This window comes from Pseudomonas sp. FBCC-B1565, assembly GCF_059133265.1.
Genome location: NZ_CP101438.1, coordinates 183539 through 207894, shown reverse-complemented (window position 1 = coordinate 207894; position 24356 = coordinate 183539). Strand labels below are relative to the sequence as shown.

Sequence of the window (24356 nt, the reverse complement as noted above, 5' to 3'; positions counted from 1 at the left end):
TTCCATGCACGCTTTGCAAGCCAAGATCCTCGACCCACGCATCGGCAGCGAATTCCCACTGCCGGCCTACGCCACCCCGGGCTCCGCAGGCCTCGACCTGCGCGCCATGCTCAAGCAAGACACCGTCCTTGAACCGGGCCAGACCATCCTGATCCCCACCGGGCTGTCGATCTACGTGGGTGACCCTGGCCTGGCGGCGCTGATCCTGCCGCGCTCGGGCCTGGGCCACAAACATGGCATCGTGCTGGGCAACCTGGTCGGCCTGATCGACTCGGACTACCAGGGCGAGTTGATGGTGTCGTGCTGGAACCGTGGCCAGACCGCGTTCAACATCGCCGTCGGCGAGCGCATTGCCCAGTTGGTATTGGTGCCGGTGGTGCAGGCGCACTTCGAACTGGTCGAGGAGTTCGATGAAACCCAACGCGGCGCAGGCGGTTTTGGGCATTCCGGCAGCCATTGATTGTTCCTACGCGCGTGCCTCGGTGCTGCCGTTATGCTTTTAAGGAACATGACGGGGATTGCGCTTTATGACGAACGATTCGCGAATAAAACGGCACCATGCCGCTGGTCACGCCTCCATCACCCATAACAGCTTGAAACCCGGGCTGTTACTGGCGGCAACCAGCGTGATCGCCGCCGGTGCGCTGTTCTGGTTTGGCGCGTGGGTGCCACTGCACAACGAATACCGCCAGCACGTTGCGCAATCCGCCGCTGCGATTATCAGCAAGTCCGTCGCAACGGCCGCCGATAAACTCGCACTGCAAGCCGAGATCAACGCCAAAACCCCGGCACTCGCGAACGCTGTCCGGTCCAATCGACCGGATATCCGGCAGGCCGCAGAACACCATCTACCCGCACGGGAGGGGTTGACCAGCACTTGGCTCACCCCCCTTCGCCAAGCGCCCCTGGGCGATAGCCTGCCGCCTCAGGTGCTGGACATGATTGGTCGCGCGGAGCGTAACGTGCCGCCAATACCGGAAATTTACAAAAGTGGCGACCGTTGGCTTTTCTATAGCGTAATTGCCTTGCGCGAAGCCACGCACGCCCCGATCATCGGCACCCTGACCCAGGCATACGACCTCCAGCCATTGACCGAACAACTGGCGTCGCTGCCCCCAGAGGTGGGAACCTTTCGTTTGTCCCAGCGCGTCTGGAACGATCCCGAGCAGGTGATCTTCACCCAGGGCCACAGCGCGTCACCAGACACCTACACGCTTGCCGTAGGCGATAATCATCTATCATTGAGCTTCAGCCCCGGGGCGCTGTATCAGTTCGCTTACCCCCGTCAGCAGCTTGTGTTGATGGCGTTGGCCGCGCTACTTGCCCTGGTGGGTGCCATGGCAGGCGTATACCTGTGCTTCAGGCGGTCCCAAATGTTAATCAACAACGGCTGTGGAATAGGTACAGCCCCACGCCACGAACTCTCCTCCCAAAATGCCGTCCAAGCCCCAGGCATGACCCCACTGGTCAGTCCCCAGGATCTTTCAAGACAGGAGCCCCCCCAAGCCATGAGCAATCCAGCCCGTGTAGCCCCGATCTTCCCCGACAGTATCTTCCGCGCTTATGACATCCGTGGCGTGGTGCCCAAAACCCTGACCGCCGAAACCGCCTACTGGATTGGCCGGGCCATTGGCGCCCAGAGCCTGGCCCAGGACGAGCCCAACGTGTCGGTCGGCCGTGACGGTCGCCTGTCCGGCCCGGAGTTGGTGGAACAACTGATCCAGGGCCTGGCCGACAGCGGTTGCCATGTGAGCGACGTGGGCCTGGTGCCGACGCCGGCACTGTACTACGCAGCCAACGTACTGGCTGGCAAGTCCGGGGTGATGCTCACCGGCAGCCACAACCCGTCGGACTACAACGGTTTCAAGATCGTCATCGCCGGCGACACGCTGGCCAACGAACAGATCCAGGCCCTGCACGACCGCCTGAAAAACAACGACCTGACCAGCGGCAAGGGCACCGTCACCAAAGTCGACATCCTGCAACGCTACTCTGATGAAATCACCGGTGACGTCAAACTCGCGCGCCGCCTCAAGGTGGTGGTGGATTGCGGCAACGGCGCGGCGGGCGTGATCGCCCCGCAGTTGCTCGAAGCGCTGAATTGCGAAGTGATCCCGCTGTTCTGCGAGGTCGACGGCAACTTCCCCAACCACCACCCGGATCCAGGCAAGCCGGAGAACCTGGTGGACCTGATCGCCAAGGTCAAGGAAACCGGCGCTGACGTGGGCCTGGCCTTTGACGGTGACGGCGACCGAGTGGGCGTGGTGACTGAAACCGGCGAGATCGTGTTCCCGGACCGCCTGTTGATGCTGTTTGCCCGTGACGTGGTGGCGCGCAATGCCAACGCCGAGATCATCTTCGACGTGAAGTGCACTCGCCGTCTCACCCCGCTGATCAAGGAATATGGCGGTCGCCCGCTAATGTGGAAGACCGGTCACTCGTTGATCAAAAAGAAAATGAAGGAAACCGGCGCCCTGTTGGCCGGCGAAATGAGCGGCCACGTGTTCTTCAAGGAGCGCTGGTTCGGCTTTGACGACGGTATTTACAGCGCCGCGCGGTTGCTGGAGATCCTCAGCAAGGAAAAATCTACCGCCGAAGAGCTGTTCCAGACCTTCCCGAACGATATTTCTACGCCAGAGATCAATATCCATGTGACCGAGGAGAGCAAATTCAGCATCATTGACGCACTGCACGATGCGCAATGGGGCGAAGGCGCCAACCTGACCACCATTGATGGTGTGCGAGTCGATTACGCCAAAGGCTGGGGCCTGGTTCGCGCGTCCAACACCACACCGGTGCTGGTCCTGCGTTTCGAGGCGGATACCGAGGCTGAGTTGCAGCGCATCAAGGACGTGTTCCACGCCCAGTTGAAACGTGTTGCCCCTGATCTCCAATTACCGTTCTGATTTTTTACCGGAGCCCTGAATGACCCTCGAACGCGAAGCCGCTGCCAACACTGCCAAGGTCCTGTCCGAAGCGTTGCCTTACATCCGACGCTATGTCGGCAAGACGCTGGTGATCAAGTACGGCGGCAATGCCATGGAAAGCGACGAGCTGAAAACCGGCTTTGCCCGCGACATCGTGTTGATGAAAGCCGTGGGGATCAACCCGGTGGTGGTGCACGGCGGCGGCCCGCAAATCGGCGACCTGCTCAAGCGCCTGTCGATCGAGAGTCACTTCATCGATGGCATGCGCGTCACTGACGCGCAGACCATGGACGTGGTGGAGATGGTCCTCGGCGGCCAGGTCAACAAAGACATCGTCAACTTGATCAACCGCCACGGCGGCAGCGCCATCGGCCTGACCGGCAAGGACGCGGAGTTGATCCGCGCGAAAAAGCTGACGGTGACCCGTCAGACACCGGAGATGACCCAGCCGGAAATCATCGACATCGGCCAGGTGGGCGAAGTGGTTGGCGTGAACACCGACCTGCTGAACCTGCTGGTCAAGGGCGACTTCATCCCGGTGATCGCGCCGATCGGCGTGGGCGCCAATGGCGAGTCCTACAACATCAACGCCGACCTGGTGGCCGGCAAGGTGGCCGAAGCGCTGAAGGCTGAAAAGCTGATGCTGCTGACCAACATCGCCGGCCTGATGGACAAGCAAGGCAAAGTCCTGACCGGCCTGACCACCCAACAAGTGGACGATCTGATCGCTGACGGCACTATCTACGGCGGCATGCTGCCCAAGATCCGCTGCGCGCTGGAAGCGGTGCAAGGCGGGGTGGGCAGCTCGTTGATCATCGATGGTCGAGTGCCGAATGCGGTACTGCTGGAGATCTTCACGGATACCGGCATGGGTACGTTGATCAGTAACCGCAAACGGCCTTAAGACACCAGAAAACAAAAGGCCCCGTTCAATCTGATTGAGCGGGGCCTTTTTTGTGCTTGAACACACTGTAGATCCAAATGTGGGAGGGGGCTTGCCCCCGATTAGCGGTGTATCAGCCAAATAACTGCAACTGACACTCCGTCATCGGGGGCAAGCCCCCTCCCACACTAGCCTTTACACACAAGGGAGCTCGGGGTCAGACGCCAAACTGCTCGCGATATGCACGCACCGCCGGCAGATGCTGCTTGAGCTGCGGATCATCTTCCAGGAACTGCAACACCTGGTTCAACGAGACGATGCTCACGACTGGAATGCCGAAATCGCGCTCCACTTCCTGGATGGCCGACAACTCACCGTTGCCACGCTCCTGGCGGTTCAGCGCGATCAGCACGCCGGCGGCCTTGGCGCCGTCCTGGGAAGCAATGATCTGCATCACTTCGCGGATAGCGGTGCCGGCGGTGATCACGTCATCGATGATCAGCACATCGCCCTTGAGTGGAGCGCCGACCAGGCTGCCGCCTTCACCGTGGGCCTTGGCCTCTTTACGGTTGAAGCACCAAGGCAGGTCCTGCCCGTGATGCTCAGCCAGCGCCACGGCGGTCGCCGCCGCCAGGGGAATACCCTTGTAGGCCGGGCCAAACAGCACATCGAAGGAAATACCGCTCTCAACGATGGCAGCCGCATAGAAACGACCCAGCTGAGCCAGGGCCGAACCCGAGTTGAACAGACCCGCATTGAAGAAGTACGGGCTGGTGCGTCCTGACTTGAGGGTGAACTCACCGAAGCGCAAAACCCCGCGATCGATGGCAAAACGAATGAAATCGCGTTGATACGCCTGCATGAAAAAAACCTCAGATACCACGGATTTAGCTAATTAGGTAGACGGCGTGTATCATACACGCACGCGATTTTTGGGGCCATTTATGCGGATCATCAGTGTGAACGTTAATGGTATTCAGGCTGCAGTCGAGCGTGGTTTGCTCAGTTGGCTGCAAGCCCAGAATGCCGACGTCATCTGCCTGCAGGATACCCGCGCCTCCGCCTTTGAACTGGACGACCCAGCCTTCCAACTGGATGGCTACTTCCTTTATGCCTGCGATGCCGAAGTGCCCACCCAAGGTGGCGTAGCTTTGTATTCGCGGTTGCAACCCAAGGCGGTCATCAGCGGCCTCGGCTTCGAGACAGCCGACCGCTACGGGCGCTACCTGCAAGCCGATTTCGACAAGGTCAGCATCGCGACCTTGCTGCTTCCTTCGGGGCAGAACGGCGATGAAGACTTGAACCAGAAGTTCAAGCTAATGGACGATTTCGCCCGTTATCTGGATAAACAGCGACGCAAACGTCGCGAGTACATTTATTGTGGCTCGCTGTACGTGGCGCAACAGAAGCTGGATATCAAGAACTGGCGCGACAGCCAGCAATCCCCGGGCTTCCTGGCGCCGGAACGGGCCTGGATGGACGAGATTGTCGGCAACATGGGCTATGTGGATGCCCTGCGCGAAGTCAGCCGCGAAGGCGACCAGTACAGCTGGTGGCCGGACAACGAACAGGCTGAGATGCTCAACCTGGGCTGGCGCTTCGACTACCAGTTGCTGACCCCGGGTCTGCGCCGGTTCGTTCGCAGCGCACGCCTGCCGCGCCAGCCGCGCTTCTCGCAGCACGCGCCGCTGATCGTGGACTACGACTGGACACTGACCATCTGAGGTCTTTTCCCAGGCACAAAAAAACCGACATCGCTGTCGGTTTTTTTGTGGGTGCTCATTATTTGATCACACGCCAGGTCAAGGGATAGCGGTAGGCGATCCCCTTGTTGGCCTTGATGCTGCCAATGATGGTCAGCACCACCGTGGCGATTGCCAGGGCAATCATCAGGAAAAAACCAATCACCGCGAAAGCCAGCAAAATGCAAGCGATCCAGGCGATGGCGACGGTGATCTGGAAGTTCAGGGCTTCCTTGCCCTGATCATCAATGAACGGGTCCACTTCTTTCTTCATCTGCCACAGGATCAGTGGCCCCACGACGCTGCCGAAGGGGAACACAAACCCCAGAAACGCCGCGAGATGACACAACATCGCGCCCTGACGCACTTCGTAGGAAGGTGTCGGCACCGGCATTTGGCTGTTGTCATTCATGGCGATTCTCCTTGAGACGGGCTCAGTCAGCCAGGGCGGCGTTCTGCAGTTCGAAGATCTCGGTCATGCCTTTCTGGGCCAGGGCCAGCATCGCGTTCAGTTCGGCCGGCTGGAATGGCGCGCCTTCGGCGGTGCCCTGCACTTCGATGAAACCACCGGTGCTGGTCATCACCACGTTCAGGTCGGTCTCGGCAGCCGAGTCTTCCAGGTAGTCCAGGTCCAGCACTGGCTCGCCCTGGTACATGCCCACCGAAACAGCGGCGATCATTTGCTTGAGCGGGTCACCGCCCTTGAGGCCGCCACGCTTCTTGATCACTTTCAGCGCGTCAACCAGGGCCACCATGGCACCGGTGATGGACGCAGTGCGGGTGCCACCGTCGGCCTGGATCACGTCGCAATCGACGTACAGGGTCACGTCGCCCAGCTTGGACATGTCCAGGGCTGCGCGCAGGGAACGACCGATCAGGCGCTGGATTTCCAGGGTGCGGCCGCCTTGCTTGCCACGGCTGGCTTCACGCTGGTTACGCTCGCCGGTGGCGCGCGGCAACATGCCGTACTCTGCGGTCAGCCAACCCTGGCCCTGGCCTTTAAGAAAGCGCGGTACGCCGTTTTCGACGCTGACGGTGCAGATCACCTTGGTATCGCCAAACTCGACCAGTACGGATCCCTCGGCGTGTTTGGTGTAGTTGCGGGTGATGCGGATCGAGCGGAGCTGATCGGCAGCGCGACCACTTGGACGTTTCATAGGGGATACCTGTACTGAGGACGAAAAACTGCCGAGCATTATAGAGCCGCGGGCCGATTCGGGGCACTGCTAAAAAATCCGGTTACGAATGCCCGGGTTTGGGCGCACTCGCCCCACTGCGCTACAATCCTGCGCCTTCCCAATCATCAGCCCGCATTTACGGGACTGCAACGCGAGGTACCTCCATGGTGCACAGCATGACCGCCTTTGCCCGCGTCGAAAAAGCCGGCGTACAAGGCACCCTGAGCTGGGAACTGCGCTCGGTCAACAGCCGCTACCTGGAGCCGCATCTGCGCCTGCCGGAGTCGTTCCGCGACCTCGAAGGCGCTGTGCGTGAAGCGCTGCGCCAGGGCATTTCCCGTGGCAAGCTGGAATGCACCCTGCGCTTTACCGAAGAAACCACCGGCAAGCCGCTGCAGGTTGACCGCGACCGCGCCGCGCAATTGGTCGCCGCCGCCGAAACCATCGCCGGCCTGATCAAGCAGCCGGCCGCGCTCAACCCCCTGGAAGTGCTGGCCTGGCCCGGTGTGCTGGTGGCCGACGCCACCGACCCGCAAGCGCTCAACGCCGAAGCCCTCGCCCTGTTCAATCAGGGTTTGAAGGAGCTCAAGGCCGGCCGCGAGCGTGAAGGCGCCGAGTTGGCCCGCCTGATCAGCGAGCGCCTGACCTCGATCGAAGAAGACGTGGTCACCCTGCGCGAGCTGGTCCCGCAGATGCTTGCCGCCCAGCGCCAGAAGGTCCTCGACCGCTTCACCGACATGAAGGCCGACCTCGACCCGGTGCGCCTGGAGCAGGAAATGGTACTGCTGGCGCAAAAGAGCGATGTGGCCGAAGAACTGGACCGCCTGAGCACCCACATCCTCGAAGTACGCCGCGTGCTCAAGTCCGGCGGCGCCGCCGGTCGGCGCCTGGACTTCCTGATGCAGGAACTCAACCGCGAAGCCAATACACTGGGCTCCAAGGCTTTCGATCCGCGCAGCACCACGGCTGCGGTCAACCTCAAGGTGTTGATCGAGCAGATGCGCGAACAAGTACAGAATATTGAGTAAGGCAACCTCCATGACCCACAGCACCGGCACCCTTTACATCATTTCCGCTCCTTCGGGCGCGGGCAAGAGCAGCCTGGTCAAGGCCCTGACCGACGCTGACGAGCAGATCCGCATCTCGGTCTCCCACACCACCCGCGCCATGCGCCCGGGCGAGGTGAACGGGGTGCACTATCACTTCGTCGAGCGCACCGAGTTCGTCAAGATGATCGAACACGGCGACTTCCTGGAGCGCGCCGAAGTGTTCGGCAACCTCTATGGTACTTCGCAAAGCCACTTGCAGCAGACCCTGGATGAAGGCCACGACTTGATCCTGGAAATCGACTGGCAGGGTGCCGAACAAGTGCGCCAGCTGATGCCCAAGGCGCGTTCGATCTTTATCCTGCCGCCGTCGCTTGAAGCGTTGCACCAGCGCCTGACCAACCGCGGCCAGGACAGTGACGAGATCATCGAAGGCCGCATGCGTGAAGCCGTCAGCGAAATGAGCCACTACGTCGACTACGACTACCTGATCATCAACGACGATTTCGCCCACGCACTGGACGATTTGAAAGCGATTTTCCGCACCAATCAGCTCCAGCAAAAGCGTCAGCAACAGCGTTTTGGCAAATTGCTGGCCGAACTGCTCGGTTGATTGGCTCTTCCCAAAACCGCTGCAAGGGCTTTACATTGGCACTTGTAGCGGTTTTGCGAGGGCCTGCGAAAAATCAGCGCTTCCCTAAACGCTGGTGATTTTTTAAACTGTTTAGTCCGCTCGCCCAACCGGGCAGCGCGCATCTTGCATTCGCTCCGAGGAATACCATGGCCCGCGTAACCGTTGAAGACTGCCTAGAACACGTGGATAACCGCTTTGAGCTGGTCATGCTCTCTACCAAGCGTGCCCGTCAACTGGCCACTGGCGGCAAAGAGCCCCTGGTCCAGTGGGAAAACGACAAGCCTACCGTTGTCGCCCTGCGTGAAATCGCTGAAGGCCTGATGAGCTACGAGTTCATCGCCAACGCCGAAATCGTTGAAGACGAACCGCTGTTTGCAGCGTTCGAGGACGAGTCCAACGAGGCCGTCTAAGCCTATGCCTGGTCGACGTAGCACGGCGCGGGGTCACAGCCAACGGCAGGAGTTCACACTTTGCCGAGCATAGACGCCCTCGCCGATCGCTTATCGGCCTACCTCGGCCCAGACCAGGTCAACCTGGTCCGCCGAGCGTATTTCTACGCCGAACAAGCCCACGACGGCCAACGCCGCCGCAGCGGAGAGGCGTATGTCACCCATCCTCTTGCGGTGGCCAACATTCTTGCCGACATGCACATGGACCATCAGAGCCTGATGGCCGCGATGCTGCATGACGTGATCGAAGACACCGGCATCGCCAAGGAAGCGCTCAGCGCGCAATTCGGCGAAACCGTGGCCGAACTGGTCGACGGGGTCAGCAAACTGACCCAGATGAACTTCGAGACCAAGGCCGAGGCCCAGGCGGAAAACTTCCAGAAGATGGCCATGGCCATGGCCCGCGATATCCGCGTGATCCTGGTCAAGCTGGCCGACCGGCTGCACAACATGCGTACGCTGGAAGTGCTCTCCGGCGAAAAACGCCGGCGCATCGCCAAGGAAACCCTGGAAATCTACGCGCCCATCGCCAATCGGCTGGGCATGCACGCCATTCGTATCGAATTCGAAGACCTTGGTTTCAAAGCCATGCACCCGATGCGTTCGGCACGCATCTACCAGGCGGTCAAGCGCGCCCGGGGCAACCGCAAGGAAATCGTCAACAAGATCGAAGAATCCCTGAGCCATTGCCTTGCGATCGACGAGATCGAGGGCGAGGTCAGCGGCCGGCAAAAGCACATCTACGGCATCTACAAGAAGATGCGCGGCAAGCGCCGGGCCTTCAACGAGATCATGGACGTGTACGCGTTCCGGATCATCGTCGACAAGGTCGACACCTGCTACCGCGTGCTGGGCGCTGTGCATAATCTGTACAAACCCCTACCGGGCCGATTCAAGGATTACATCGCGATTCCCAAGGCCAACGGCTACCAGTCGCTGCATACCACGCTGTTCGGTATGCACGGGGTGCCGATCGAGATCCAGATTCGCACCCGCGAAATGGAAGAGATGGCCAACAATGGCATCGCCGCCCACTGGCTGTACAAATCCAGCGGCGACGAGCAGCCCAAAGGCACTCATGCCCGCGCCCGCCAGTGGGTCAAGGGCGTGCTGGAAATGCAGCAACGCGCCGGTAACTCCCTCGAATTTATCGAAAGCGTGAAGATCGACCTGTTCCCGGACGAGGTCTACGTGTTCACGCCCAAAGGCCGGATCATGGAGCTGCCCAAGGGCTCCACCGCCGTCGACTTTGCCTATGCGGTGCACACCGATGTGGGCAACAGCTGCATCGCGTGTCGGATCAATCGTCGTCTCGCACCGCTGTCCGAACCGCTGCAAAGTGGCTCCACGGTCGAGATCGTCAGCGCTCCAGGCGCACGGCCGAACCCGGCGTGGCTCAACTTCGTGGTCACCGGCAAGGCGCGCACGCACATCCGTCACGCACTGAAATTGCAGCGCCGCTCCGAGTCCATCAGCCTGGGCGAACGCCTGCTGAACAAGGTGCTCAACGGTTTCGACAGCGCTCTCGACAAGATCCCGCAGGAACGCGTGCAAGCGATGCTCCACGAGTACCGCCAGGAAACCATCGAAGACCTGCTGGAAGATATCGGCCTGGGCAACCGCATGGCCTATGTAGTCGCCCGCCGCCTGCTCGGCGAAGGCGAACAGTTGCCAAGCCCGGAAGGCCCGCTGGCGATTCGCGGCACCGAGGGCCTGGTGCTCAGCTACGCCAAGTGCTGCACGCCGATCCCGGGCGATCCGATTGTCGGCCACTTGTCCGCAGGCAAAGGCATGGTGGTGCACCTGGACAACTGCCGCAACATCACCGAAATCCGCCACAACCCGGAAAAATGCATCCAGCTCTCGTGGGCCAAGGATGTCACCGGCGAATTCAACGTCGAGTTGCGGGTGGAGCTGGAACACCAGCGCGGCCTGATCGCCCTGCTCGCCAGCAGCGTCAACGCAGCCGACGGCAATATCGAAAAAATCAGCATGGACGAGCGCGATGGCCGCATCAGCGTGGTCCAGTTGGTGGTCAGCGTACACGACCGCGTGCACCTGGCCCGCGTGATCAAGAAACTGCGAGCCTTGACCGGTGTGATCCGCATCACTCGCATGCGCGCCTAACCCACATTACAAGGAGTCATTCATGACCAAGACCGTTATCACCAGCGATAAAGCCCCTGCCGCCATCGGCACTTACTCCCAGGCGATCAAGGCGGGCAACACAGTCTACATGTCCGGCCAGATCCCGCTGGACCCGAAGACCATGGAACTGGTGGAAGGCTTCGAAGCACAGACCGTACAGGTCTTCGAAAACCTCAAGTCCGTTGCTGAAGCCGCCGGCGGTTCGTTCAAGGACATCGTCAAGCTGAACATCTTCCTCACCGACCTGAGCCACTTCGCCAAGGTCAACGAGATCATGGGCAAGTACTTCGAACAGCCGTACCCAGCCCGCGCCGCCATCGGCGTTGCCGCCCTGCCAAAGGGTGCACAGGTTGAGATGGACGCGATCCTGGTCATCGAGTAAAACACCCGGCGCAGCCCCCACAGGCTGCGCCGACTTCGTTTCAGAAGGATTTCATGATGCGCAAAGCGCTTGTAGCCTCATCAATGCTCGCCCTGTTGCTCGGCGGCTGTGCCAGTAACCCTGCCGACAGGGATGTGAGCGGCACCTGGATCAACCAGGTAGCCATCGATGCGGCTGCCAAGGGCGGCCCTTTGCGTGAAGCCTTGCAGAGCTTTGGCCCGAACCTCGAGTGGGAGGTCAATACCAAGGCCGCGCAGGCCCGCTACTACAACGGTTTTGAAGTAGCGGAAGGCAAGTTGCTGGGTGAACAGTCCGGCGCCTGGAGCGTGGATTTCTACGGCAGCTCCGCCACCGAACTCAAGCGCAAAGGCAAGCAACTGCTGCAAGTGGCCAATGACAACGAGCCTGAACAGCTGTTTGCCCGCGCCAAAGACCCCGCCCCGGAAGGCGCACCTTTGGGCGCCAACTTCGAGCGGGCGCTGTACGCGGCCTACCTGGGCGGTGACTGGAAGATCAGCGACGGCTTCGGCAGCGGCGCCATCGTGCAGTTCCAGGCTGACGGCAAAGTCGCCGGCCTGCCTAATGTTGACCGGTACTCGCTATGCCTGGCCGGTGATTGCGCGTCAATGAGCGGCGGCTACGACAGCATCTGGCTGCAACTCAATGGCCAGGGCAACCCGTGGATCTTTGTGCGCAAGGGCAAGCAACTGGAGATTTTCCAGGCGGTGAATACCGCGCAGGCCGACGAGGTGCCCTCATTTACGCCGGGGCCTCGGCAGTGGCTACTGGAAAAACAGTGATACAAAGCAAAGGAGCCCAAGGGCTCCTTTTTCTTTAGCCTGCACCGCGATTGGCACGACTGAAGACATTGCCCCATGCGCACACTCCTTATCCTCGGCCTCTTGCTGCTGAGCGGCTGCATCCCTGCAGATATCAGTGGTGTCTGGATCAATCAGCCAATCATTGATGTGGCCGCGCAAGGCAAACCGCTGAACATCCACGGTACGCATTTGGAGTGGCACATCGACACTCGTGCTGGCAAGGCACAGGTGCGTAACGGCTTTGAGATGAGCGAAGGCCAGTTACTGCTCAAATCCCCCAACGCCTGGATCGTCGACTACGGTGGCGGTCACACCGATGAGCTGCAATTTGATGGCAAGTACCTGACCCAGGCGACCAACCAATACGCCCCACAGGAAGTGTTCAGCCGCCCAACCGAAACGGTGGAGACAGGGGATAATTGGGTCAACACCTTCGTGAAAGCCCTGAACACAGCGTACATGGCCGGCGAATGGAACATCATCGACGGCCCCGGGAAAGGCACGACGGCGATGTTCACCGCGCAGGGTCGCGTTTCAGGGCTTGGGCAAGCAGATCGATACACACTGTGCCTGGACGGCGACTGCCGATCCCAGGGTGCGGGCAATGAAACCCTGCTCTTAGGCCATGCAGGCACCGACGATACATGGATCTTCGTGCGCAAAGGCAAGCAACTTGAGATTTTCCAGGCGGTGAATACCGCGCAGGCCGACGAAGCACCGCAGTTCACCCCCGGCCCCCGCCAATGGCTGCTGGAAAAACAATAGCCGCCATGCCGCAAATCCAAATGTGGGAGGGGGCTTGCCCCCGATGGCAGTGCATCAGCTAATACAACTGTGGCTGACACTCCGCTATCGGGGGCAAGCCCCCTCCCATATTTTTTGACTGCGTTTCAGCCCTTGAGGATCGCAGCATAGCCTTCGCGATAAGTCGGGTAGGTCGGCGTCCAACCCAACGCCTTCACCCGGGCATTGCTGCACTGCTTGCTGCCCGCTCGCCGCACACTCGCATCCTCAGCCCACTCAGTCACACCCAGGTATTCGCGCAACCAGCCCACCACTTCGGCCAGTGGCGCTGGCGCATCGTCGACACCGATGTAGACCTTGTCCAGCGAACCGCCCTCTTCCACATGGCGCAATAAAAAGGCCAGCAGCCCCGCGGCGTCTTCCGCATGAATGCGATTGCCATATAAAGGTGGATCGATTGCGACTCGGTAGCCCTGGCGGACCTGGGTCAGCAGCCATTCGCGTCCCGGACCATAAATGCCGGTCAGGCGCACGATGCTGGCCGGGATGCCGCTATTGAGCGCCACCTGCTCAGCCTCCAGCATCACCTGCCCGGAATATCCCTTCGCCTGAGTCTCCGATGTTTCGTCGACCCACTCGCCATTCTGCTGCCCGTAGACGCTGCTGCTGGATACAAACAGCAGGTGCTTGGGCTCCTGGCCGTAGTCGCCCAACCACTCCAGCACATGTTTCAGCCCTTCTACATAAGCAGCGCGGTAACCGGCCTCATCGTGGTCCGTCGCAGCCGCGCAGTACACCAGGTAATCCACCCCGCCAATTGGCCAGGTGTCGGGGCAATCCTTTTTGAACAGGTCACCGGCAATGCCGATGACGCCCTCAGGAAGCCGCGAAATATCGCGGCGCAGGCCATAAACCTCCCATTCCGAGGCGAGCAACTGGCTAGCCAGCCGACTACCCACATCGCCACATCCGGCAATCACAACAGAAGGCGCTGACATCACAAAACTCCGCGAAGAAAGGTCTAGGTTAGCCTTCGCAGATGACAGACGGCCAGAAAAAGCACAAATAAAGTTACTGTATTACTTCTGTTAACAAGAATTACTTGCAATAATAACCGCCCATTTGTCCTCGACCCCTGGGTCTTGAAGGACGATCACTCATTTTTTTTACTCAGGTCCGGCCAGCATGACACGTAATACAACCCCCGCTTCGCCAACCAAGCGTCACAGCCCATCCCGCGCCTGGCGCGCGATTGCTGCGCTGCTGTTCAGCGTACTGCTGGCACCGACCGCCGCCTTCGCTGATGCCACCGCGCCAGCCACCCCGGCGGCCGCCGAGCACAACACTGCGGCACCGGCAGCACCTGCCGCAGCGCCCGCTGCCACCGACCCGGCCCAGGCTGCTGACCCTGCCGCCGACGACAGCGGTGTGGTGCTGGAAGAAGACAACACCCTGGGCATGGCCCACGACTTGTCGCCCTGGGGCATGTACCAGAACGCTGACGTGGTGGTGAAAGCCGTGATGATCGGCCTGGCCATCGCCTCGATCATCACCTGGACCATCTGGATCGCCAAAGGCTTCGAGCTGCTGGGCGCCAAGCGTCGCCTGCGCACCGAAATCGTCCACCTGAAAAAGGCCACCACCCTCAAGGAAGCCAGCGAAAGCGCGACCAAAAAGGGCACCCTGGCCAATACCCTGGTGCACGACGCGTTGGAAGAAATGCGCCTGTCGGCCAACACCCGCGAAAAAGAAGGCATCAAGGAACGTGTGGCCTTCCGCCTGGAGCGTCTGGTGGCGGCCTGCGGCCGTAACATGAGCAGCGGCACCGGCGTGCTGGCGACCATCGGTTCCACCGCGCCGTTCGTCGGCCTGTTCGGTACCGTGTGGGGCATCATGAACAGCTTCATCGGCATCGCCAAAACCCAGACCACCAACCTCGCCGTTGTTGCCCCAGGCATCGCCGAAGCCCTGCTGGCCACCGCCCTGGGCCTGGTTGCCGCGATTCCTGCGGTGGTGATCTACAACGTCTTCGCGCGTTCGATTGCCGGCTATAAGGCCCAGGTATCCGACGCGTCGGCGGAAGTCCTGCTGCTGGTCAGCCGCGACCTCGATCACCTGCCTACCGAGCGCAGCTCGCAACCGCACATGGTGAAAGTGGGGTAATCGGCCATGGGCCTGCATTTGAATCAAGGCGACGACGAACTCGTCGAGAACCACGAAATCAACGTCACGCCGTTTATCGACGTGATGCTGGTGCTGCTGATCATCTTCATGGTGGCAGCACCGTTGGCCACCGTGGACATCAAGGTCGACCTGCCCGCGTCCAGCGCCAAGCCGGCGCCACGGCCGGAGAAACCGATCTTCCTCAGCGTCAAGGCGGACCAACGCCTGTTCCTGGGCGAAGAAGAGGTCAAGGCTGAAACCCTGGGGCCGGTGCTCGACGCCAAGACCCAGGGCAAGAAGGATACGACGATCTTCTTCCAGGCTGACAAGGGCGTGGACTACGGCGACCTGATGAGCGTGATGGATGCCCTGCGGGCAGCCGGCTACCTCAAGGTAGGCCTGGTCGGACTTGAGACGGCAGCCAAGAAATGATCACGACGCGCCACAAACTGACGCGTTATGGCACCAGCCTCGCCGTCGTACTGGGCGTGCATGCCGTCGCGATCGCTATCGCGCTTCATTGGTCGGCGCCGCGCACGGTGCAGTTGCCACCGGCTGCCATGGTCATCGACCTGGCACCGATGCCAGCCCCACCGCCGCCGGCACCGCCCAAGGTGGTCACGCCGCCGCAACCGCCTGCCCCGGTGGAAGAACTGCCGCTGCCGAAACTGGCCGAGGCACCCAAGCCGACGATCCAGGTGCCCAAGCCGGTCAAGCCCAAGCCCAAACCGCAGCCGCCCAAGCCTGTGGAGAAGAAGATCGAGCCGCCCAAGGAGAAACCTTCCGAGGACCCGCCGAGCGATGCTCCGCCGACCCAGGCACCGGCTGAAAAATCGGCCCAGCCCGTTCCTGGCCCGTCGCCGCAACAGATCGCCGCCAAGGCGTCCTGGGAAGGCACCCTGCTGGCCCACCTGCAGAAGTACAAGAAGTACCCGCCAGGCGCCCAGGCGCGTGGCAAGGAAGGCCTCAACCGCTTGAAGTTCGTGGTGGATGCCGAGGGTAACGTGCTGTCCTACGAGTTGGTGGGCCGCTCCGGCAACGCCGACCTGGACCGCGCCACGCTGGACATGATCCGTCGTGCCCAGCCGCTGCCCAAGCCACCGGCAGACATGCTCAAGGGTGGCAGCATCGAGATCGTTGCACCGTTCGTGTACAACATCGAAAAACGTCGTCGCTGAGCCGCTCCCAATGGGCACCCTCGGGTGCCCATTGCGCTCCCCCTCCCCGGTATTTCAAGCCTTGCAGACCCGCGAGCTGAACCGTTACTGAACGTGAAACCAATGTCATGGTTCTTCACTTGTAACACTTCAATACACCACCAATCATGCGCGAACAATTCTCATTTGAGAGGCTTTTCGCCATGTCCTGCCCTCCCCGCCTGACGCTTGCCCTGCTCGCAATCGCTGGCGCCCCCTGCGCAGCCCATGCGGATCAACTGGTCAGCCTGACCGTGCAAAACCACACCTTCACACCCGCCAGCTTCACCGTGCCGGCTGGGGAGCGCTTTCGCATCCAGCTCACCAACAACGACGACACCGTCGACGAATTCGAAAGCTACGACATGAAATTCGAAAAGATCGTCGTGCCCGGCAACACCATTACCGTCTTCGCCGGCCCGATGCATCCGGGCACCTACAGCTTTTTCGACGACTACCACCCCGACCAGGCCAAAGGCACCGTCGTCGCGGCCAAGGAGTAAGTCATGCTGGCCTGTCTGCTGATCGTGTTTCGTGAAGTGCTGGAAGCCGGCATCGTCATCGGTATCGTCATGGCCGCCACCCAGGGGCTGGCGCGGCGCAGTGCCTACATCATCGGCGGCATCGCTGCCGGTGTTGGCGGCGCGGCGATCCTCGCGCTGTTCACCGGCGCCATCACCCAGGCCCTGGATGGTTTCGGCCAGGAAATCTTCAACGCCACCATCCTTATCGTCGCGGTATGCATGCTCGGCTGGCACAACCTGTGGATGAGCAGCCATGGTCGCGAACTCGCCACTCAACTGCGCGAAAGCGGGACGGCGGTGCAACGCGGCGAGAAGACCCTGTGGGCACTGGCCATCGTAATCACCGTGGCCGTGCTGCGCGAAGGCTCGGAAATCGTGCTGTTCCTGTATGGCATCGCCGCCTCCACCCACACCGAACCCCTGACGATGTTCATCGGCGGCGTGCTCGGGATTGCCGGTGGCGGCGTGCTGTCGTGGCTGCTGTATCGCGGACTGGTGGTGATCAGCCTCAAGCGCCTGTTCTCGGTCACCACATGGATGATCGCCGTACTCGCGGCGGGAATGGCCGGCCGCGCCGCCGCGATCCTGGCCGGTATCAACCTGATCCCGGCCTGGGGCTACGAGTTGTGGGACACCTCTTGGCTAGTCTCCGACGCAAGCCTCACCGGTCGGGCGCTGCAAGCGCTGACTGGCTACACCGACCGCCCCCTGGGCGTTCAACTGTTTGCCTGGGTGGCCACCCTTACCCTGCTGCTACTGGGTAGCCGCCTTGTGCAGTCGCGCACCACTCAACCGTCTTCATCCACCCTGGAGCGTCACCCATGAACCACCTGTCCAAACCCGTGGCCGCTGCGCTGGTCCTGACCAGTGCCCTGGCTTTTTCCGCCGTCAGCCAAGCCCGTGAATACCCGATCGGCGGGCCGGTTCAGACCCACGACATGGAGATCGCCTCCTCGTACCTCACCGGGATCGAGATGGCGCCAATGCCACCAGGCATGGTCATGGACAAGGACTCGGTGCACCTTGAAACCGATGTGCATGCCACCGCCGACAACAAGTACGGACTGTCCAACGGTGAATGGGTGCCTTACCTGAGCATCTCCTATTCCCTGGTCAAGGAAGGCGCTCCGGACTACAAACAAATCGGCACGCTCCTGCCGATGGTTGCCAAAGACGGCGCCCACTATGCGAACAACGTGAAGATGGACGGCCCCGGCACCTATACCGTGGTCCTGCGCTATGAGAGCCCGCAGATCAATGGCTTCTTCCACCACGTCGACAAAGAAACCGGCGTCCCCGAATGGTGGGGCCCGTTCACCGAGACCTTCACCTTCAAATACCCGCAGAAATAACCGGCAAAACACCTGCGGCACCCGATTAGCTGGTGTCGCAAACCCCATCGTGTCTGATAACGTGCGTCTATCGATTGCAGCCGGTATGCTTGGCCCGCAACCTCATGGACGCCCGCTATGACTCTTACAGAATTGCGCTACATCGTCACCCTCGCCCAAGAGCAGCACTTCGGCCACGCGGCCGAGCGTTGCCATGTCAGCCAACCGACGCTGTCGGTGGGCGTGAAAAAGCTTGAAGACGAACTCGGTGTGCTGATTTTCGAGCGCAGCAAGAGCGCCGTGCGCCTCACCCCGGTGGGCGAAGGCATCGTGGCCCAGGCCCAGAAGGTGCTGGAGCAGGCGCAGAGCATTCGCGAACTGGCCCAGGCCGGCAAGAACCAGCTGACCGCGCCGCTCAAGGTCGGCGCCATCTACACCGTCGGCCCGTACCTGTTTCCGCACCTGATCCCGCAACTGCACCGCGTCGCGCCGCAGATGCCGCTGTATATCGAAGAAAATTTCACCCACGTGCTGCGCGACAAACTGCGCAACGGCGAGCTGGACGCGATCATCATCGCCCTGCCGTTCAATGAAGCCGACGTGCTGACCCTGCCGCTCTACGACGAGCCGTTCTACGTGCTGATGCCGGCCTCGCACCCGTGGACCCAGAAAGACACCATCGACGCCGGCCTGCTCAACGACAAGAGCCTGCTGCTGCTCGGCGAAGGCCACTGTTTCCGCGACCAGGTCCTGGAAGCCTGCCCGACCCTGACCAAGGGCAATGACGGTGCCAAGCACACCACCGTGGAATCCAGCTCCCTGGAAACCATCCGCCACATGGTCGCGTCCGGCCTGGGCATTTCCATCCTGCCGCTGTCGGCGGTCGACAGCCATCACTACGCCCCCGGCGTGATCGAAGTACGCCCACTCACGCCGCCGGTGCCGTTCCGCACCGTGGCGATCGCCTGGCGCGCCAGCTTCCCACGACCCAAGGCGATTGAGATCCTCGCCGACTCGATCCGCCTGTGTTCGGTCGCCAAGCCGACTGCCGCGAGCTAAGCCAGGGTATGACTGAGCTGTCGCAGGTGTCGGTGACGGCACTCAAGGGTGTCGGCGAAGCCATGGCCGAGAAGCTGGCCAAGGTTGGCCTGGAGAACCTCCAGGACGTGCTGTTCCACCTGCCCCTGCGCTATCAGGACCGCACCCGCGTAGTGCCCATCGGCCAGTTGCGCCCCGGGCAGGACGCAGTGGTCGAAGGCACCGTCAGCGGCGCCGACGTGGTGATGGGCAAGCGCCGCAGCCTGGTGGTACGCCTGCAGGACGGCACTGGCGGCCTGAGCCTGCGCTTCTACCATTTCAGCAACGCGCAGAAGGAAGGCCTCAAGCGCGGCACCCGCGTGCGCTGCTACGGCGAAGCGCGGCCCGGTGCGTCCGGCCTGGAGATCTATCACCCGGAATACCGCGCCATCACCGGTGACGAACCGCCGCCGGTCGACACCACACTCACGCCGATCTACCCGCTCACCGAAGGCCTGACCCAGCAGCGCCTGCGCCAACTGTGCATGCAGACGCTGACCATGCTCGGCCCGAAAAGCCTGCCCGACTGGCTGCCCCAGGAACTGGCCCGCAACTACCAGCTGGCGCCGCTGGACGATGCAATCCGCTACCTGCATCACCCGCCCGCCGACGCCGATGTCGACGAACTCGCACTCGGTCATCACTGGGCCCAGCACCGTCTGGCCTTTGAAGAACTGCTGACCCACCAATTGTCGCAGCAACGCCTGCGCGAAAGCATGCGCTCCCTGCGTGCACCGGCAATGCCCAAGGCCACGCGCCTGCCCGCGCAGTACCTGGCCAACCTCGGTTTTGCGCCGACCGGTGCCCAGCAACGCGTCGGCAATGAAATCGCCTATGACCTGAGCCAGCAGGAGCCCATGCTGCGGCTGATCCAGGGCGATGTGGGGGCAGGCAAGACCGTGGTCGCCGCCCTCGCCGCACTGCAAGCACTGGAAGCCGGCTACCAGGTGGCGCTGATGGCGCCCACCGAGATCCTCGCCGAGCAGCACTTCATCACCTTCAAGCGCTGGCTCGAACCGCTGGGCCTGGAAGTCGCGTGGCTGGCCGGCAAGCTCAAGGGCAAGAACCGCGCGGCGGCACTGGAACAGATCGCCGGCGGCGCGCCGATGGTGGTCGGCACCCATGCGCTGTTCCAGGACGAAGTGCAGTTCAAGAACCTGGCCCTGGTGATCATCGACGAACAGCACCGCTTCGGCGTGCAACAGCGCCTGGCTCTGCGCCAGAAAGGCGTCGGCGGGCGGATGAACCCGCACCAGTTGATCATGACCGCCACACCGATCCCGCGCACCCTGGCCATGAGCGCCTACGCCGACCTCGACACCTCGATCCTCGACGAACTGCCGCCAGGCCGTACGCCGGTCAACACCGTGCTGGTCACCGACACCCGACGCGTGGAAGTGATCGAACGCGTGCGCGGCGCCTGTGCCGAAGGGCGCCAGGCGTACTGGGTGTGCACGCTGATCGAAGAGTCCGAAGAACTGACCTGCCAGGCCGCCGAGACCACCTACGAAGACCTCACCAGCGCCCTCGGCGAACTCAAGGTCGGGCTGATCCACGGGCGCATGAAACCGGCTGAAAAGGCCGCAGTCATGGCCGAATTCAAGGCCGGCAACCTGCAACTGCTGGTCGCCACCACGGTGATCGAAGTGGGCGTGGACGTGCCCAACGCCAGCCTGATGATCATCGAAAACCCCGAGCGCCTGGGCCTGGCGCAACTGCACCAGTTGCGTGGCCGTGTGGGCCGAGGCAGTGCCGCCAGCCACTGCGTGCTGCTCTACCACCCGCCGCTGTCACAGATCGGCCGCCAGCGCCTGGGCATCATGCGTGAAACCAACGACGGTTTTGTCATCGCCGAAAAAGACCTGGAACTGCGCGGCCCCGGCGAGATGCTCGGCACCCGCCAGACCGGCCTGCTGCAATTCAAAGTCGCCGACCTGATGCGCGACGCCGACCTGCTACCCGCCGTGCGCGATGCCGCACAGGCACTGCTGGAGCGCTGGCCGGATCACGTCAGCCCGCTGCTCAATCGCTGGCTCAGGCATGGGCAGCAATACGGCCAAGTGTGACGCCTGACGCACTTAAGCGACCAACAGTTGTATCAAGCTGGTTATACTTCGGTGACTGTAAGAAATTGGATCAGGCCATGTCAGAAGTTGCCCTCGCCACAGCCCCACTGACCGCCCCGCCGGTCATTCGGGCTCTGCTCGCAAAACTCGCCATCCCCTACACGGAAGTCGCCGACCTCCCGGGCCTGAATCCTGCGCAGAAGGTCCAGGCAGTGCTGCTGGAAGATGCGGTAGGCGCCCTGATGGTGCTGTTCCCGCAGAACCAGTTGCTCGACCTCAACCGCCTCGCCGAACTCACCGGCCGCCGCCTGACCGCTGTGTCGCCGGATCGCGTCAAGCGCATGCTCGACAAACATGACCTGAGCCTGTTGCCAGGTTTGCCACCCCTTACCAGTTCGCCCTGCCTGTACGAAGGCAGCCTGCTCAACGAGCCGAGCCTGCTGGTGCATTCGGGTGAAGCAGGCCTGTTGCTGGAGATTCCCAGCGACGCCTTCAAGACGATGCTCACCAAGGCCAGCGCCGGCCACTTCGGCGAGCCGTTGAGCAATATCCGCCCCAACCTCGACCGCCCCAACGATGACCGCGAGGAAATCACCCAGGCAATGCAGGCGTTCACCGCCCGCCGTATCCAGCAGCGCCTGGAAGCGACCATCGAGATTCCGCCCCTGGCCGATACCGCGCAGAAGATCATCAAGCTGCGCGTCGACCCAAACGCCACCATCGATGACATCACCGGCGTGGTCGAGACCGACCCGGCCCTGGCTGCCCAAGTGGTGAGCTGGGCCGCGTCGCCGTACTACGCCTCGCCGGGCAAGATCCGTTCAGTAGAAGACGCCATCGTGCGCGTGCTGGGCTTCGACCTGGTGATCAACCTGGCGCTGGGCCTGGCCCTGGGCAAGACCCTGAGCCTGCCCAAGGACCACCCGCACCAGTCGACGCCGTACTGGCACCAGTCGATCTACACCGCCGCCGTGATCGAAGGCCTGACCCGCGCCATGCCCCGCGCCCAGCGCCCGGAAGCCGGCCTGACCTACCTCGCCGGCTTGCTGCATAACTTCGGCTACCTGTTGCTGGCCCACGTGTTCCCGCCGCACTTCTCGCTGATCTGCCGGCACCTGGAGGTCAACCCGCACCTGTGCCACAGCTATGTCGAGCAACACCTGCTGGGCATCAGCCGCGAGCAGATCGGTGCCTGGCTGATGCGTTACTGGGACATGCCTGACGAACTGTCCACCGCCCTGCGCTTCCAGCACGACCCGACCTACGATGGGCAATACGCCGAATACCCGAACCTGGTGTGCCTGGCCGTGCGCCTGTTGCGTAGCCGCGGAATCGGCTCCGGGCCGGATGAAGCGATTCCGGATGCGCTGCTGGAGCGCCTGGGCTTGAGCCGTGACAAGGCTGAAGAAGTGGTGGGTAAAGTGCTGGATGCTGAAGTGCTGTTGCGCGAGTTGGCGTCGCAGTTCAGCCAGGGGTGAATCGATAGCCTGTCAGACCGCTATCGGGGGGGCAAGCCCCCTCCCACACTTGAAATGCATTCCCCTGTGGGAGGGGGCTTGCCCCCGATGAATCCACCTCGGTCTACTTCTTTTTCTTCGGCTTCAAATACTTGGTCAACCCCTGGAACCAGATCACCAGCGCCGGGTTGCCCTTGATCTGGATCGACTTGTCCTGGATCCCCGTCATGAACGCCAGTTGCTTGTTCTTCGCCTGCATCGTGGCGAAGCCATAGGCAGCATCTTTGAACGCAATGGCAAACGCCGGCGCCGGGTGCACACCCGAGCGGCTGGTGATGCGCTGGTCTTTGACGATGAAGTGACGGGCAACCTTGCCGTCGAGGGTCTGCAACTGGAACGCCAGGTCTTTATCGCCCAACTGTTGCTGGAAGGCAGGATTGGTGCGGCTGGCTTTGCCCATCATCAGGCCCAGCACCCACAAGAGAAGACGGAATTTCATGCACACGGCCTCGATGTAATTATTGAGTGGCCGCAGCAGTTTAACGATTTGCAAAAAGAACGCCACCGATCTTGCGCATTAGCGGAAGATCGGCTGGCGTTTGACGCTTATAGCAGCATGTTACTTAAACGTTCGGGCAAGGAACCGGCGCCCAGTCGGCCAGATTCGGATCGCGGCAGCTGCCTTCGAGCTGCGCCTTGCCGGCGCTGGCGACCTTCTTGCTTTCATCTTGCTTGGTCTGGGCAGTCTGGAAGGTCTTCTCGGTGCTCACTGCTTCTGTGGGTACGGTTGGCAGAACCGGCTTTTTCGGCGGTTTGGTGCCTGTGCCTTTCTTCTTGCCCGATGTCACAACAGGTGTTGTGTCGGCCTTGGCCACGGTGACCACGTCAGTACGCTGTACGCCAACCTGTTGCAGGTCTTTCTCGTAGGCCTGGGTGTAGTTGTTCAGGTCTTCGGCGGCTTTACCGTTGACCGCAACGATCAGGTCATTGGATTCCTTCAGGCCCGAGACAATTTCCGCCAGGCGCTTACGGCCTTCGGTGTCGTTGACGGTCTTGGCCTTACGGTCGGCCACCAGCTTGGTGAATGCGCTCTGGTAGCACTGTTGCGATGCCTTGGCGTAGGCGGTGCTGCGGTCGATGTCGGAGACGCTTTTGTTCACATCAGCCGCATACGAGGCAATACGCTGGTTGTCATCGGCGATCTGCTTCTGACGCTCGGTGTAGTAACCCGCTGCACCGCCGGCCAGGGCGCCGCCCGCAGCACCGATGGCCGCATTACGGCCACGTTTTTCCTTGTCGCCGGTCAGGGCGCCGAGCAAGGCACCACCGGCAGCGCCGATGGCCGCGCCGGTCACGACCGACTTGGTCATGTTCGAGTCGGTGGCGCGCAAGTGCTGCACCGGCTCGTAGCAGTTCGGGTAGTACTCGACCTTGGTGCTCGACGCGACCTTGGAGGCCGGCGACGTGGCGCAACCGGTCAGCACAGTGCTGAAACCGGCCGCGATCAGCAGCAAGTGACGCTTGGAAACCGCCTTACGGGAAAAAAGCATAGGTGTGTTCTCTTTTAAGTTTGACTTGCCCAGCACGG

The 24356-nt window shown here is 61.6% G+C and carries 26 protein-coding genes; 20 read left to right on the top strand and 6 right to left on the bottom strand.

The genetic code is table 11. From position 1 onward, the window contains the following. Window positions 1–4: 4 nt before the first annotated feature. The 3 genes from dut (at window position 5) to argB (ending at window position 3831) form a co-directional block, all read left to right on the top strand. Window positions 5–460, top strand: coding sequence for a dUTP diphosphatase (gene dut, locus NL123_RS00860; protein ID WP_071494612.1), 456 nt, complete (start codon window positions 5–7; stop codon window positions 458–460). Window positions 461–1508: 1048 nt separating this feature from the next. Next, entirely contained in the window at window positions 1509–2906 is a 1398-nt protein-coding gene (locus NL123_RS00855) for a phosphomannomutase/phosphoglucomutase (protein WP_494358360.1), read from the top strand. 19 nt (window positions 2907–2925) lie between these two features. Next, window positions 2926–3831: an acetylglutamate kinase gene (argB, locus tag NL123_RS00850; RefSeq protein ID WP_058424243.1), complete on the top strand. Its 906-nt coding sequence runs from the start codon at window positions 2926–2928 to the stop codon at window positions 3829–3831. Window positions 3832–4027: 196 nt separating this feature from the next. Here argB and pyrE read toward each other — a convergent pair whose 3' ends face one another. Then, window positions 4028–4672 (bottom strand): orotate phosphoribosyltransferase, encoded by a 645-nt coding sequence (pyrE, locus tag NL123_RS00845; RefSeq protein ID WP_028618476.1) that lies wholly within the window; start codon window positions 4670–4672, stop codon window positions 4028–4030. An 82-nt stretch (window positions 4673–4754) separates the two neighbouring features. Between pyrE and crc the strand changes: the two genes are divergently transcribed. Next, entirely contained in the window at window positions 4755–5534 is a 780-nt protein-coding gene (gene crc, locus NL123_RS00840) for a catabolite repression control protein Crc (protein ID WP_003195493.1), read from the top strand. Window positions 5535–5592: 58 nt separating this feature from the next. Here crc and NL123_RS00835 read toward each other — a convergent pair whose 3' ends face one another. Both NL123_RS00835 and rph read right to left on the bottom strand, forming a co-directional pair. After that, window positions 5593–5964 (bottom strand): DUF4870 domain-containing protein, encoded by a 372-nt coding sequence (locus NL123_RS00835; RefSeq protein WP_494357062.1) that lies wholly within the window; start codon window positions 5962–5964, stop codon window positions 5593–5595. A 22-nt stretch (window positions 5965–5986) separates the two neighbouring features. Continuing rightward, window positions 5987–6709 carry a ribonuclease PH gene (gene rph / locus NL123_RS00830; protein ID WP_016975928.1) on the bottom strand — a complete coding sequence of 241 codons (723 nt, stop codon included), beginning with the start codon at window positions 6707–6709 and terminating at the stop codon, window positions 5987–5989. A gap of 185 nt (window positions 6710–6894) precedes the next feature. Between rph and NL123_RS00825 the strand changes: the two genes are divergently transcribed. The 7 genes from NL123_RS00825 (at window position 6895) to NL123_RS00795 (ending at window position 12975) form a co-directional block, all read left to right on the top strand. Beyond that, window positions 6895–7758 (top strand): YicC/YloC family endoribonuclease, encoded by an 864-nt coding sequence (locus NL123_RS00825; protein WP_058424245.1) that lies wholly within the window; start codon window positions 6895–6897, stop codon window positions 7756–7758. A 10-nt stretch (window positions 7759–7768) separates the two neighbouring features. Then, window positions 7769–8389 carry a guanylate kinase gene (gmk, locus tag NL123_RS00820; RefSeq protein ID WP_010168203.1) on the top strand — a complete coding sequence of 207 codons (621 nt, stop codon included), beginning with the start codon at window positions 7769–7771 and terminating at the stop codon, window positions 8387–8389. 167 nt (window positions 8390–8556) lie between these two features. Then, window positions 8557–8820 (top strand): DNA-directed RNA polymerase subunit omega, encoded by a 264-nt coding sequence (rpoZ, locus tag NL123_RS00815; RefSeq protein ID WP_003176920.1) that lies wholly within the window; start codon window positions 8557–8559, stop codon window positions 8818–8820. A gap of 60 nt (window positions 8821–8880) precedes the next feature. After that, window positions 8881–10986: a bifunctional GTP diphosphokinase/guanosine-3',5'-bis pyrophosphate 3'-pyrophosphohydrolase gene (spoT, locus tag NL123_RS00810; RefSeq protein WP_058424246.1), complete on the top strand. Its 2106-nt coding sequence runs from the start codon at window positions 8881–8883 to the stop codon at window positions 10984–10986. A gap of 22 nt (window positions 10987–11008) precedes the next feature. Then, window positions 11009–11389 (top strand): RidA family protein, encoded by a 381-nt coding sequence (locus tag NL123_RS00805; protein WP_003176922.1) that lies wholly within the window; start codon window positions 11009–11011, stop codon window positions 11387–11389. 56 nt (window positions 11390–11445) lie between these two features. After that, window positions 11446–12189, top strand: coding sequence for a hypothetical protein (locus NL123_RS00800; protein WP_248485350.1), 744 nt, complete (start codon window positions 11446–11448; stop codon window positions 12187–12189). Between the two features lie 75 nt (window positions 12190–12264). Next, window positions 12265–12975, top strand: coding sequence for a hypothetical protein (locus NL123_RS00795; RefSeq protein ID WP_248485351.1), 711 nt, complete (start codon window positions 12265–12267; stop codon window positions 12973–12975). Between the two features lie 125 nt (window positions 12976–13100). Here NL123_RS00795 and NL123_RS00790 read toward each other — a convergent pair whose 3' ends face one another. After that, complete coding sequence (locus NL123_RS00790) at window positions 13101–13952, bottom strand: SDR family oxidoreductase (RefSeq protein WP_494357061.1); 852 nt, start codon at window positions 13950–13952, stop codon at window positions 13101–13103. A 187-nt stretch (window positions 13953–14139) separates the two neighbouring features. Here NL123_RS00790 and exbB point away from each other — a divergent pair, with 187 nt between their 5' ends. The 9 genes from exbB to NL123_RS00745 all read left to right on the top strand — a co-directional run bounded on the left by exbB (window position 14140) and on the right by NL123_RS00745 (window position 22789). Then, window positions 14140–15117: a tonB-system energizer ExbB gene (exbB, locus tag NL123_RS00785; protein ID WP_494357060.1), complete on the top strand. Its 978-nt coding sequence runs from the start codon at window positions 14140–14142 to the stop codon at window positions 15115–15117. 6 nt (window positions 15118–15123) lie between these two features. Continuing rightward, entirely contained in the window at window positions 15124–15549 is a 426-nt protein-coding gene (gene exbD, locus NL123_RS00780; RefSeq protein ID WP_003195519.1) for a TonB system transport protein ExbD, read from the top strand. Next, entirely contained in the window at window positions 15546–16295 is a 750-nt protein-coding gene (locus tag NL123_RS00775) for a TonB family protein (RefSeq protein WP_016975935.1), read from the top strand. The genes exbD and NL123_RS00775 overlap by 4 nt, the downstream gene beginning before the upstream one ends. Window positions 16296–16477: 182 nt before the next feature. Further along, window positions 16478–16816, top strand: coding sequence for a cupredoxin domain-containing protein (locus tag NL123_RS00770; protein ID WP_494357059.1), 339 nt, complete (start codon window positions 16478–16480; stop codon window positions 16814–16816). A gap of 3 nt (window positions 16817–16819) precedes the next feature. Continuing rightward, window positions 16820–17662 (top strand): FTR1 family iron permease, encoded by an 843-nt coding sequence (locus tag NL123_RS00765; RefSeq protein ID WP_494357058.1) that lies wholly within the window; start codon window positions 16820–16822, stop codon window positions 17660–17662. Then, window positions 17659–18189: an iron transporter gene (locus tag NL123_RS00760; protein WP_071494623.1), complete on the top strand. Its 531-nt coding sequence runs from the start codon at window positions 17659–17661 to the stop codon at window positions 18187–18189. The genes NL123_RS00765 and NL123_RS00760 overlap by 4 nt, the downstream gene beginning before the upstream one ends. 117 nt (window positions 18190–18306) lie before the next feature. After that, window positions 18307–19227 (top strand): hydrogen peroxide-inducible genes activator, encoded by a 921-nt coding sequence (locus NL123_RS00755; protein ID WP_016975936.1) that lies wholly within the window; start codon window positions 18307–18309, stop codon window positions 19225–19227. A gap of 8 nt (window positions 19228–19235) precedes the next feature. After that, window positions 19236–21311: an ATP-dependent DNA helicase RecG gene (gene recG, locus NL123_RS00750; RefSeq protein WP_494357057.1), complete on the top strand. Its 2076-nt coding sequence runs from the start codon at window positions 19236–19238 to the stop codon at window positions 21309–21311. Window positions 21312–21388: 77 nt separating this feature from the next. Further along, complete coding sequence (locus NL123_RS00745; protein WP_494357056.1) at window positions 21389–22789, top strand: aminoacyl-tRNA deacylase and HDOD domain-containing protein; 1401 nt, start codon at window positions 21389–21391, stop codon at window positions 22787–22789. A 103-nt stretch (window positions 22790–22892) separates the two neighbouring features. On the opposite strand, the gene NL123_RS00740 is transcribed toward NL123_RS00745, so the two are convergent. After that, window positions 22893–23267 (bottom strand): hypothetical protein, encoded by a 375-nt coding sequence (locus tag NL123_RS00740; protein WP_003195530.1) that lies wholly within the window; start codon window positions 23265–23267, stop codon window positions 22893–22895. A gap of 124 nt (window positions 23268–23391) precedes the next feature. After that, window positions 23392–24318 carry a type VI secretion system-associated lipoprotein TagQ gene (tagQ, locus tag NL123_RS00735; protein ID WP_494357055.1) on the bottom strand — a complete coding sequence of 309 codons (927 nt, stop codon included), beginning with the start codon at window positions 24316–24318 and terminating at the stop codon, window positions 23392–23394. Between the last annotated feature and the right edge of the window lie 38 nt (window positions 24319–24356).